A 12,853-nucleotide genomic window follows, 5' to 3' on the forward strand; every position below is an offset into this window, starting at 1 on the left:
ACTTCGTTCAGCCACGTTTTATGAGAACTTGTTGTGCAGCGTACAACCTGATACAGCTGGGCATGCCCAAAAAAAATCCCTCTTAAAACTTCAAAAGGGATTGGTTTATTTTATGTTTTGGAGAAAATTATTCCATTTCTTCCGCGTCTTTGTCTTCTTTCTCCACCGCGTCTTTATAATCCGGATATAAAAACTTATTGTACGGAAAACGGGTAATGTGAATGTGACGTACGGCTTCATAAACACGTTCTCTGAATTCCTCAAAATTTTCCTTGTTAGTAGCCGAAATAAACAACGCATTTTGCTCGCCTACTCTGCTCATCCAAGTCGATTTCCATTCTTCCAGCGTATAATGTCTTGGCGTTTTTTCGGTCATTAAATCATCTTCGTCAATAGTCAAATGCTGGTAAGCATCAATTTTATTGAAAACCATAATTACCGGTTTGTCATTTGCCTTAATATCCAATAAAGTTTGGTTTACGGATGCAATATGATCTTCAAATTCAGGATGCGAAATATCAACTACGTGCAATAACAAATCCGCTTCGCGAACCTCATCCAGCGTACTTTTGAAAGAATCAACCAGTTGTGTTGGCAATTTCCTGATAAATCCTACCGTATCCGAAAGCAAGAAAGGAAGGTTTTTAATAACTACTTTTCGGACGGTGGTGTCCAGCGTAGCAAAAAGTTTATTCTCTACAAAAACATCACTTTTACCAACGGCATTCATCAAGGTTGATTTCCCCACATTAGTATATCCCACCAAAGCCACACGAACCATAGCGCCACGATTGCCGCGCTGCACACCCATTTGCTTGTCGATGGTTTTTATTTTTTCTTTCAATAACGCGATTCGGTCACGAACAATACGTCTGTCGGTTTCAATCTCCGTTTCCCCGGGACCACGCATTCCAATTCCCCCTTTTTGGCGTTCAAGGTGCGTCCACATTCCGGAAAGCCTTGGTAATAAATATTGACATTGCGCTAATTCTACTTGCGTTCTGGCGTACGAAGTTTCAGCACGTTGCGCAAAAATATCCAAGATAAGGTGCGTTCTGTCCAGAATTTTACATTCCGTTATGATTTTAGATATATTTTTTTGTTGTGAAGGTGATAATTCATCATCAAATACCAAAGTCGAGATATCATTTTCTTTTACAAAAAGATGAATCTCTTCAATTTTTCCGGTACCAACAAAAGTCTTGGGATTAGGACGTTCCATTTTTTGCGAAAAACGTTTCACCACTTGCCCTCCTGCGGTAAAAGTCAAAAACTCTAATTCGTCAAGATATTCGCGCAGCTTCTCTTCACTTTGGTTTTGAGTTACAATACCAACTATAGCCGTCTTTTCGAAATTTATTACTTCTTTTTCTAACATATTTTTGAATAAGTTACAAATTTAATGATTTGTCAGGGACTTATTGAGTTCTGGGTTTATAAAAAATTAGAAGCCGTAAATAATGATAGTTTTTTGGTCGATCCGAAAATTATACTGCTGAAATGTTTTCCTGCGAATAAAATAAATTCAGCCGTGTATTTCTCCAGATGAAACTGCTATTTAACTCCAGAACGAGAAAAATTTTGCCACAGATTAGCACAGATTAAACGGATTTTTTCTCTTAGCGATAAATAATCTGTGAGTATCTGCCAAATCTTTTTTATCAGCGGGTCGTAATGATTATTTCTAAAGAAAAATTTTGCCACAAATCACCATTTGATTTCAAAAAAATCAGTGAAAATTAGGATAATTCGTGGCTAAAAAAATTTGCCAAATTTACAGTTATTTTAAAAAATTTTATTCTTGCCTCGCACACATTAAATGTTAGTTCTATTTTAATAAAGTGCATCATTTGAAAACAGTTTAGGCGCTAATTTTGACTTACTATCAATTAAATTGAACAAAACTGTACATCATTCCAAATTTTATTCCACTGGAAAGAGTGTGAAATAAACAATAAAGAGTTTACTTTTACTTTTTAAGAAATTGCAGCGATAACTACAATTTTGTTACTGTTTTAAATAAAACGATCTCGTAAAAATCAAGCCGAATTATAAAACCAAAAATCAACTAGTAATTTATATTCAATAAAAATGAAGCATTATCTTTTTTCACTACTATTCACTTTAACGTTCTTGAGTAACGTTGCGGCACAACAATTAAAATCACCCAACCAAAAATTCACAATGGATTTTTCATTGTTAAGTGACGGCACTCCAAGTTACACTTTGAGCTACAAAAATAACGTCGTTATAAAACCTAGTAAACTGGGTCTCGAACTAAAAAGCGACAAAAAAACAATGTTGTTTGATTTGACATATAGTACTAATCCCGCTGAAAAAGAATTACTTTTTGATAAAAATTCGTTGTTAAATAATTTCACGATAACAGATACCCAAACAGCCACTTTTGATGAAAACTGGAAACCCGTTTGGGGAGAAGTAGCTTCCATTCGCAATCATTATAACGAATTGGCAGTAACCTTAAATCAGAAAGAAACAGACAGAAAGATTGTGATTCGTTTCCGTTTGTTTGACGATGGTTTAGGATTTCGTTATGAATTTCCTTCGCAAAAAAACCTTACTTATTTTGTAATTAAAGAAGAAAGAACTCAGTTTGCCATGACAGGAGATCATACTGCATTTTGGATTCCGGGTGATTATGACACTCAAGAATACGATTACACCACATCAAAATTATCGGAAATCCGAGGCTTATCAGAAAAAGCAACTACCGCAAATGTTTCTCAAAAGTCTTTTTCTACAACAGGAGTACAGACTTCGCTAATGCTAAAAACAGCAGATGGATTGTATATCAATCTACATGAAGCAGCATTAATCAATTATTCGTGCATGCATTTGAATCTAGATGATAAAAATATGGTATTCGAATCTTGGTTAACACCAGATGCCAAAGGAGACAAAGGATACATGCAGGCCCCAAATCATTCGCCTTGGCGTACAATAATTGTTAGTGATGACGCAAGAGAAATTCTGGCTTCAAAAATGACATTGAACTTGAATGACCCAAGCAAAATTGAAGATACATCATGGATAAAACCCGTTAAATATGTAGGTGTTTGGTGGGAAATGATCACCGGAAAAAGTTCTTGGGCGTATACGGATGAATTTCCAACGGTACAACTTGGCGTTTCTGATTTTTCAAAAGCGAAACCAAATGGAAAACACGGTGCCAACAACACTAATGTAAAAAAATACATTGATTTTGCCGCTAAACACGGTTTTGATGCCGTTTTAGTAGAAGGCTGGAACGAAGGTTGGGAAGACTGGTTTGGTCATTCCAAAGATTATGTTTTTGATTTTCTGACTGCGTATCCGGATTTTGACGTCAAAGGATTGCATGAATATGCCAAATCAAAAGGTATTAAAATGATGATGCACCATGAAACTTCAGGATCTGTGCGTAACTATGAGCGCCACATGGATAAAGCGTATCAGTTTATGAAAGACAATGGATACAATGCTGTAAAAAGTGGTTATGTAGGTGATATTATGCCAAGAGGCGAAAACCACTACAGCCAATGGATTGTCAATCACTTTCAATATGCTTTGGAAAAAGCAGCCGAATATAAAATTATGTTGAATGCTCACGAAGCGGTTCGTCCAACGGGAATTTCAAGAACCTATCCCAATTTAATTGGTAACGAAGCAGCAAGAGGAACAGAATACCAAGCTTTTGGTGGTTCTAAACCCAATCACGTGACAGTGTTGCCTTTTACCCGTTTAGTAGGCGGACCGATGGATTATACTCCTGGGATTTTTGAAATGGATTTAAGCAAATTGAATCCGGATAATAATTCCCATGTCAACAGTACGATTGCAAATCAATTGGCATTGTACGTAACGATGTACAGCCCGTTGCAAATGGCAGCCGATACACCGGAAAATTACGATCGCTTTCCTGATGCTTTTCAGTTCATCAAAGATGTAGCCGTAGATTGGTCTGACAGCAAATACCTTGAAGCAGAACCTGGTCAATATGTTACTGTTGCGCGTAAAGCAAAAGTGACGAACAATTGGTTTATTGGTAATGTAAATGGCGATACTTCTCGTACATCAACCATCAAATTTGATTTTTTGGAAAAAGGAAAAAAATATGTTGCCACTATTTATGCTGATGCAAAAGAGGCACATTATAAAACCAATCCACAAGCGTATACGATTCGTAAAATGACGGTGACTAACAAATCAAAACTGGCACAACTCAGTGCGCCCGGTGGAGGTTATGCGATAAGCATCGTTGAAATTAAATAATAATAAGCCGTTGGGTGTAATTCAATTTGTTTAATTTTTTAACCACATAGAAATATAGATTTTAAAATTCCGTAATGCGTTCCACTTTTTCCTAGAAAACCATAGCTATGTGAACCCAAGAATTAGGCTATCTTACTCTTTTTTTCTATGTCTCTATGCGGTTCAAATTTTTTATTAAAGATTAATTGAAATTTTCTTTAATTACACCCAACGAGTTCATAATAATAATCCGTGTATTGTAATTCATTCTACCACATAAATTCATAAAACAGAAAAGGCTGCCTAGAAAATCTAGACAGCCTTTTTTAGTTTTATCTTTCTCTTTAACTAATTTACTTTGATCAGTTTAACATTGAAAACAAGAACAGATCCTGCTGGAATAGGTCCACTACCGTTGCTTCCATAACCCAGATGAGAAGGAATTAAAAGAACTCCGTTTCCTCCTTCTTTAAAAAAGGGAATACCTTCTGTCCATCCTTTTATCACTTGGTTCAAACCAAATGAAATGCCTGAAGCATCACTTTGATCAAAAATATTTCCATTAGTAAAATATCCTTTGTAGGCTACTGTTACATTAGATGAAGCTGTTGGTTGAGCTCCAGTTCCCGCTTCATTAACCACATAATACAATCCTGAATCGGTTTTTGTGGCAGTCAATTTATTTTTCGCAATGTAATCCACGATTTCTTTTTCGTTTTGAACCGTGTAATCAACAGGTTTAGATGCTTCGTTATCCGATAAACAAGAAACAAATAATAAAGAAATTAGGGCTAATAAAGTAGATTTCATAATTTAATTTAAATGTTAAAGTTGCAAATATAGTAATTCAAGCAAAGCCTTTTATAAAAATTATTTATCACCAAAAATCTGGACGTCATCTACTTGAAAAGCGCCATCCAAAGCCAGGTTTTTTCCGGAGCCTGTATATTTAAAAGCAATGCTGATTTTACCTTGGAATGCAGATAAATCTACTGCGCCACTTCCTATAAATTGATACCAAGGCGTGGCTTGTTTGGGCAAATTAACCATTAAGGGAATCCAAGTGGCAGTTGCAAAATTCAATCCGTCAAAATTACTGGAAGCATACACTTCCAAGGAATTTAACTGGGAATCAACGTCTAAATGATGCTGAGCGCTTCTAAAAGTAAGGACTTCTTTCGTATGAACATCCATGTCAATTTTTGGCGAGATCAACCAAGCCACATTCGAAACAACTTTAGTTCCGCTAATGGCAAACTCGGCATACCCGTTACCGGAATAAACGGTGCCTTTCCAGAAAAGTGTTCCTTTTTGAACCATATTTGCCCAGCCGGGAAGACTCAAATTCGACTTATCGACAACTTTTTCAAAATCTTGGGAGAAAAAAGGAACAGCTCTGCTTCCGGTCATCACCACATCTTTTTCGGAACGCGACAATAATTGGTAATCCGTTCCGTATTTTGTCAAAATTCCCCTTACTTTTCCGCTTCCATCGGGAACAACTTTAGTCGAAAAATCAGAAAAACTACTCGTTCTAAAATAGACTTGATTGCCTAATTTATCTACTAATCCCCAATTTGTCGCACCGCCCACATTATTGGTTTCTTCAAAATAATGACGCCCTATTGCCAAAGCTGAAAACTGAACATCAGACAATTCGACCAACGTATTCAAATTAGAATCATTCAGCAGTTCCGACATGGTTAACGACCGAACCAAAACCTCCTCCTTTACATTCCTACACGACGCATTCAACACTTTTTTATACTCATTTTGTGAAAGTCGCCCCACGCCACCTTCATTATAGGAATTCACAAAAATACTTCCGATACGCATCCCGCCAAATGAAATATCCGTATATTGATCTTTCAATTTTATATATACTTTATTGCCCAATCTATAGTCAATATACAAGTTGGTAGCATCCACAGGAACGCTAAATCCTATGGCTGGCGTTGTGGCTGTTGCCAAAGTCTGAAAGGAAATCGACTTGAAAAAATTTCCCGATTCATCGCTGGAAACCACATACGCCTCGATGACATCCTCGTATTTGTACTGTGTTACAATGGCATTCGCAACAGCATGAACTTCGTTAACTGTTTTATTTACAACTAAATCTGACTGGGTGCAAATGAGTTTTGGAGCCACAACCTCATCCGTTACGCAACTGCTGAAAGTGATTGTCAACAGTAAAAATAGAACCGGTTTGCAAAATATTGATTTCATGTGCTTTAATTTATAAATTGATATAAAGATTGACGAAATACGTTCTTCCGTATCCGTAAAAATATTTTGGTCCAAAAGAAGGCGTGCCACTGGAAACATCTTGATTAATTTGTCTGAAATTTGCGTTTCGGGCTTGTTCATAACCACCCGTTTTATAGGTAACATCGAGTACATTATTGATGCTGGCAAAAATCCCGACATTCTTTCCGTAAATTCTCCATGATTTTCCACCCACAAGGTTGAGCAACATCGTTGGATCAAATTTTTCTTGTTTTATAAGTACTGTAGCCCGTTCCTCCGTTGCCTCTGGAAAATTGAAACCGCTTGCGGGATTTTTATAAAATATTTCGGTTCTGGAAATAGGAGAAATATCAATATAACTGTTGGTGAGGTAATTTACATTGGCGCTAATCCACCAATATTTTGGATCTCGATATTCAATTCCCACGGAATATGCGCGTTGCGGCATTCCCGCTTGCTTATAATTTTTGAGGGAAGCCGTTCCAAAATCAAAAACCGGACTGGTATTTTCTGGAGTTGCTTCAGCATCGTTTGTCAAAGTCACTCTTGGATTACTGTCATACGTATATTCCCCGAAAGCGGCCGAAAAAGTGGTTTTAAATGTTTGGCTTAATTGGTATTCCAAACTGAATTCGGCCCCTACATTTTTCTTATTCAATTGTGTTAATGTCTGACTCACAAAAGCATCGGTATTTAAATAACCGAAGCCATCATCAAAAATTCCTTCGGCATAAAAAAAGGAAATTTGAGTAGCATTTTTAATTAAGGAATAATACGCAGTTAGTCTGGCTTTGAGTTTTGGGGAACGATAGATGTAACTGGCGTCCAAACTGCTGATGTTCTCACTTTCAATTCCGTCTACAATCGCATTATTCAATCGGGAATTCGCAAACGTATTTTTCAAAGATGGTGCTTTGGTTAAATGCGCCGCATTAAAAGTCACCAGCTGTTTGCCGGAGATTTTGAAATTGAATCCGGCTTTGAAGCCAAAGTTTTCAAATGCTGTTTTTTCGCTTTTCCCGAAGGAATTGGTTTCATAAATTCCGTTTTTGTACAGACCTTCCCTTTGATAATTGGCAGTAGAAAAATGCTGGGCCAGATAAAAATCCGCTTTGTTGTAGGTGAATTTGAATTGGGTAAACGCTTCTACAGTATTGGCAAAATAATTATAGTTGTATCCGTACGTATCCCCAACAACTACTTGACGGTCGGGACTATTCAAATCAGACTGGGATTGATTTCCACTATAAAAAGCATCGATATCTTCAAAATAGGAACCGCCAAGCAAGTCCAACAATTTTTGTGAATTATGCGATTTTAGTTTTTTGAAAGATGCTCCTGCGTTCAAAAAAATATTTTCCGACAGTTGCGCACTCAAATTTGTTGTGGCCACCGCTGTTTGATCTTCTACTTGATCTTCATACAAAACATACTTGCTTTTTGTGGGTTCGTAGCTCGTAATTGTTCCATTAGCATCCAAAACCGGATTTTGATTGGCTTGGTACAATGCGGTCCAATCAATTTGCGAATTGGCTAAAAATTCCGCTTTACTTTTTTCTGCATTTTCATAATCCGGAGTAAATGCACCCGAGAATTCTCCATTATCAGGCGCATAAAGAGAGCTGTAATAACTGGGCATATTTCGATAATACGTTGGATCAGGACTATTCGCATTTTGATAATCGATGTTGCTGTTGGCAATTGTTCCAAATTGATACGTCACACTCGAATTCAAATTGGTTTTATCATTGATTTTAAAATAATGATTCAGCATTATCATGGGTTCTTCAATGGTTTTGATGCGGGCATTTCTTTTTTCATTCTCTTGAAAACCCCAATACGAATTGTATTTTACGTTTGTCAATTGGGTAACTTCAGCTGTATTAGGGGAATTTTTGGCTCTGGAATTCGGAGTGTACAGTGCCGTGAGATTCAACGAATGCTTCTCGCCTACTTTTTTTTCGAGACTTATAAAAAAGGAATTCGCATCATAACTGCTGCCTTCAAAATACCCTTCTTGCGCCCAGCGCTTTCCTGCCGAAACTACAAAAGCCCAGCCACGGGAATTCATTCCGGAAGCATGCGTAGCCATGGTGCGCCAACTGTAATTGGTATTGGTCCCAGAAAATGAAATTCGAGAACCTGGTCTGTAAATAGAGGCTCGCGTATTGATTTCCTGTGTCCCTAAAATACCCCCAAACGTATAATCCGAAGGGGCAGTTCCCATGGTAAATTCCTGATTACGTAGCGCGTCATTCAATCCGCCCCATGCACCCCATTGCGGTCTGCCGTCATAAATTTTATTCATGGAAACGCCATTGATCATCATTGTGGAATGTTCGCTGTCTAATCCCCGAACTCTAAAACGAGCTTGTCCCCAGTTGAAAGCGGCAGCTTGCAAAAAAGCATCTCGGGAGGATTGCAAGAGTCCGGAAGTACTTTCGGAACTGCTGTTGTCATCGCCAAAATCACTTTCAATAAGTGTGATGATACTGTTTTGCTGCTCTATGGATTGGTCTTGTTCTAAAGATATGGTTCCCAAATCCAGCATTTGTCCTTCGGTAATTTCAACGGGATACAAGCCATCTTTGAAACCCTGACTGTGTACCAGAAGCAAAATATTTCCTGTGGGAACGGTATCAAAACTGAAATTACCATCCGTTTTAGTGAGTTGCATTAAAGTCGTGTTTTGAACACTGACAACCACAAAACCTAACGAAATTTGCGTTTTTGAATCGATGATTTTTCCAAAAAAGCCTGTGTTATTTTGTGCCGTAATGCATCCCAGTTGAACCATGAAAAAGAAAGCTATGTAAAAATTATTCATATATTCAAACGATGAGGGTTCTATTTAATAAAAATTATAAATTCCAATAAAAAGTTCAACCGTTACAATGAATTGCAACGGTTGAACTAAAACATAGAAAGCGTCATCCGAAAGGGAATAACTTTGAAAACAATTAAAAATGAATTTTGGAAAAAGAGTATAAAACCTTACTACTATAATGCTGAAAAAAGTGGTATTTAAAATTCAGCCTGTTGTCACGAACGAATTATAATGTTAAATGTACAAAAAAAACAATAACATATTGATTTTCAATAAATAAATTACTCTTTAGGTTAAAAATAAAAAACATACAAAAACATCGCGGTTTTAGTTGAAAATTTTCATTCTTTTCAAACGATCCTAAGCTTATTTATTCAAATATTATCTGTTGTTTTTGCTTCCAATACTAGCGATTTTATCGATTTGAAGGCCTGATAAAAGTTAAAGTGTTTTTTTATTCTTCGGAAAAAGCGTCTAAAAACGCACCAATTGTTAGGTAACTTTTAAAATTTGCCCCGAAACTTCGGGATAAAACTTAAAAGTAGTATTTTTGCACTATGGAAACAAATAGACAGAAAAAAATAGGTGGGGTTATCCAAAAAGATTTGGTTGATATTCTGCAAGGTGAAGTGAGAAAAAATGGAGTAGCTAATTTAATTATCTCGGTATCCAAAGTTACTGTAACTACAGATTTATCAGTGGCGACAGTACATTTAAGCGTTTTTCCTCAGGACAAAGCCAAAGAAATTTTAGAGGCGGTGAAGTCCAATGCTAAAACTATAAAACATGATTTATCACAACGCGTTCGTTTGCAATTAAGAAAAGTTCCTAATTTGGTTTTCTTTATTGACGACTCTTTAGATTACATTGAAAAAATTGACAATGCGTTAGCCAACAGAGATAATCCTATAGAAAACAGGGATCTTTTAGACAAACGCAGATTCCAATAAAGTTTGAATTTCTCCCTCTACATAGCCAAACGATACATCCTCAGCAATAGTAAAAACAATGCTATAAACATCATCAATCGCATTGCCAGCATGGGAATTATTGTTGGTGCAATGGCTTTGTTTGTTGTTTTATCCGTTTTTAGCGGGCTAAAAGTATTTAGTCTTTCGTTTACCAATGACATCGATCCGGATTTAAAAATAAGCAGCACTTTAGGAAAATCCTTTTTGATTTCTCCCAATCAGGAAAGCCAAATCAAAAAAATAGACGGTCTTGCTTGGTATACCAAAATCATCGAAGAGCGTGTTTTATTTACTTTTGACGGAAAACAACAAGTTACGTACTTAAAAGGGGTTGATGCTAATTTTAGCAAAGTAAATGCTATTGAATCCAAACTTTTCAATGGGCAATGGTTTAAACCTGACACCTATCAAGTAGTTGTTGGGTATGGAATTGCTCAGAAATTCTCGATGGGATTATTGGATTTTAATAATCATTTGGAAGTAATGGTGCCTAAAGCTGGAAAAGGCACGATTGAAAATCAAGAACAGGCCTTTAACAAAACGGATATAATTCCTGTTGGTATTTACGCCATTAGCGAAGATTTAGATTCTAAATATGTTTTTGCTGATTTGGGTTTAGCGCAGGAACTATTGGAATACAAAACCAATCAGGTTTCCGGGATTGAAATCAAAGCAAAAACTGGTGCTGATGAAACTGCTATTATAAATCAACTTCAAACTATTTTTAAGAATAAAATCACCGTAAAAAATAGGGCTCAACTTAACGACTCGCTCTACAAAATGTTGAATACCGAGAATATCGTTGTTTATTTAATCTTTACTCTGGTAATTGTTGTGGCACTATTCAACTTGATTGGCGCGTTAATTATGATGATTTTAGACAAAAAAGGGAATCTAAAAACCCTTTTTAATTTGGGAACTGAAATCAAAAATTTGCGAAAAATATTCCTGCTTCAAGGGACTTTATTGAGTGTTTTTGGCGGAATTATTGGGCTAACCTTAGGGATTATAATTGTACTACTTCAAGAACATCTTCAGCTTGTAATGATTACTCCTACACTGGCTTATCCTGTGATTTTCTCTCTCGAAAATGTACTTATTGTTATGGGGACGATTATTACGCTTGGCTTTATTGCATCCTTGATTGCAAGTAGTCGCGTGAGTAAGAAGTTATTGGAGTAAGTTTTTTACCGCTAATTCGCTAATTTTTAAAAAAATTACTCTTTAGATTTAGCAAAGATGTTTAATTAATAAGCTATTATAAATTAGCGAATTGGCGGTAGAAGTTGATTAATATATACTGCTTAAACCAACTCATATCCCGCATACGCTTCTTCGATTTCATTCAAAGCAGCGAATAATTCTTCAGGGCGGTCCAGCGTTACTAATTTTTGTTTGTGGGGTTTAAAAGAATGAATTCCTTTGAAATAATTGGTGTAATGTGGTCTTGTTTCCACAATTCCTAATCTTTCGCCTTTCCATTCCATGGCCCAAGTGAGGTGATTTCGAACTGCTTCGACTCTATCAATAACGGTAGGTTTTGGCAAATGTTCTCCCGTTTTAAAGTAATGTTTGATTTCGTCAAAAATCCAAGGATAACCAATGGCAGCACGACCAATCATAATGCCATCGATACCATATTCATTTTTATATTGCAATGCTTTTTCCGGAGAATCAATGTCGCCATTACCAAAAATAGGCATCGTGATTCTTGGATTATTTTTAACTCGGGCAATATGCGACCAATCGGAATGGCCTTTGTACATTTGGGCACGAGTTCTGGCGTGTATGCTCAAAGCAGCAACACCAATATCTTGCAAACGCTCTGCTACTTCATCAATATTAATGGAGTTATCGTCCCAACCCAAACGGGTTTTTACGGTTACCGGCAAATGGGTACTATCGATAACGGCTTTAGTCAGGCGAATCATTAAATCTACATCTTTAAGAACGCCGGCTCCGGCTCCTTTGCAAACGACTTTTTTAACAGGGCAACCAAAATTAATATCGATTAAATCCGGGTTTACGGCAGACACAATTTTAGAGGACATGGCCATCGCTTCTTCGTCTCCACCAAAAATCTGAATCCCAACGGGGCGTTCGTAATCAAAGATGTCTAATTTCATGCGGCTTTTGATGGCGTCCCGAATCAATCCTTCGGAAGAAATAAACTCAGAATACATCATATCGGCACCGTGCGCTTTACACAATCTGCGAAAAGGCGGATCACTCACATCTTCCATTGGTGCGAGAAGTAAAGGGAATTCGGGTAATATTATGTTGCCAATCTTGATCATCGTCCTTAATTTTTTGCAAAATTACGACATTTAGCTGAAAGGATAAAAGAAGAAAGGAGAAAGACTTCGTATTAAAGGTGTTGGTTTACGAATTCGGGACTTTGAAACTGTTGAATTTAGCTTATATTTGCAGATTAATAGTCGCTGTTTGGCGATTGCGTGAGGGATTGCAGTGAAAATCCTTTTCCTTTTTTCTTTAAAAAAGGAAAAGATTGTAGCGGAAAGCCCGACCCTTGTGGTCACGCCCTGAAAAAAAATCA

Annotated in this window: 8 protein-coding genes; 3 read left to right on the plus strand and 5 right to left on the minus strand. The window is 36.8% G+C overall.

The features are described 5' to 3' along the window. Positions 1-127 precede the first annotated feature (127 nt). On the minus strand, positions 128-1,378 hold the full coding sequence (gene hflX / locus EKM05_RS05465) for a GTPase HflX (RefSeq protein ID WP_126456307.1): 1,251 nt from the start codon (positions 1,376-1,378) through the stop codon (positions 128-130). Between the two features lie 713 nt (positions 1,379-2,091). Here hflX and EKM05_RS05470 point away from each other — a divergent pair. Continuing rightward, positions 2,092-4,272: a glycoside hydrolase family 97 protein gene (locus tag EKM05_RS05470; protein WP_126554006.1), complete on the plus strand. Its 2,181-nt coding sequence runs from the start codon at positions 2,092-2,094 to the stop codon at positions 4,270-4,272. Positions 4,273-4,599: 327 nt separating this feature from the next. On the opposite strand, the gene EKM05_RS05475 is transcribed toward EKM05_RS05470, so the two are convergent. The 3 genes from EKM05_RS05475 to EKM05_RS05485 are packed head-to-tail and all read right to left on the minus strand — an operon-like array spanning position 4,600 to position 9,325. Further along, a complete protein-coding gene (locus tag EKM05_RS05475) occupies positions 4,600-5,061 on the minus strand; it encodes an FKBP-type peptidyl-prolyl cis-trans isomerase (RefSeq protein WP_126554008.1) in 462 nt (153 codons plus the stop codon). 60 nt (positions 5,062-5,121) lie between these two features. Then, positions 5,122-6,477, minus strand: coding sequence for a DUF5689 domain-containing protein (locus EKM05_RS05480; RefSeq protein WP_126554010.1), 1,356 nt, complete (start codon positions 6,475-6,477; stop codon positions 5,122-5,124). Between the two features lie 10 nt (positions 6,478-6,487). Next, positions 6,488-9,325, minus strand: a complete 2,838-nt coding sequence (locus EKM05_RS05485; protein ID WP_126554013.1) for a carboxypeptidase-like regulatory domain-containing protein — start codon at positions 9,323-9,325, stop codon at positions 6,488-6,490. A gap of 557 nt (positions 9,326-9,882) precedes the next feature. Between EKM05_RS05485 and rbfA the strand changes: the two genes are divergently transcribed. Together rbfA and EKM05_RS05495 are read left to right on the plus strand one after the other, a co-directional pair. Beyond that, positions 9,883-10,275, plus strand: coding sequence for a 30S ribosome-binding factor RbfA (gene rbfA / locus EKM05_RS05490; RefSeq protein WP_126452046.1), 393 nt, complete (start codon positions 9,883-9,885; stop codon positions 10,273-10,275). 3 nt (positions 10,276-10,278) lie between these two features. Next, positions 10,279-11,478, plus strand: a complete 1,200-nt coding sequence (locus tag EKM05_RS05495) for an FtsX-like permease family protein (protein ID WP_126554014.1) — start codon at positions 10,279-10,281, stop codon at positions 11,476-11,478. Positions 11,479-11,600: 122 nt separating this feature from the next. Here EKM05_RS05495 and dusB read toward each other — a convergent pair whose 3' ends face one another. Further along, positions 11,601-12,593 carry a tRNA dihydrouridine synthase DusB gene (gene dusB, locus EKM05_RS05500; protein ID WP_126457620.1) on the minus strand — a complete coding sequence of 331 codons (993 nt, stop codon included), beginning with the start codon at positions 12,591-12,593 and terminating at the stop codon, positions 11,601-11,603. Positions 12,594-12,853 lie beyond the last annotated feature (260 nt).

This window comes from Flavobacterium sp. GSP27 (genome assembly GCF_003970395.1).
Taxonomy (GTDB): domain Bacteria; phylum Bacteroidota; class Bacteroidia; order Flavobacteriales; family Flavobacteriaceae; genus Flavobacterium.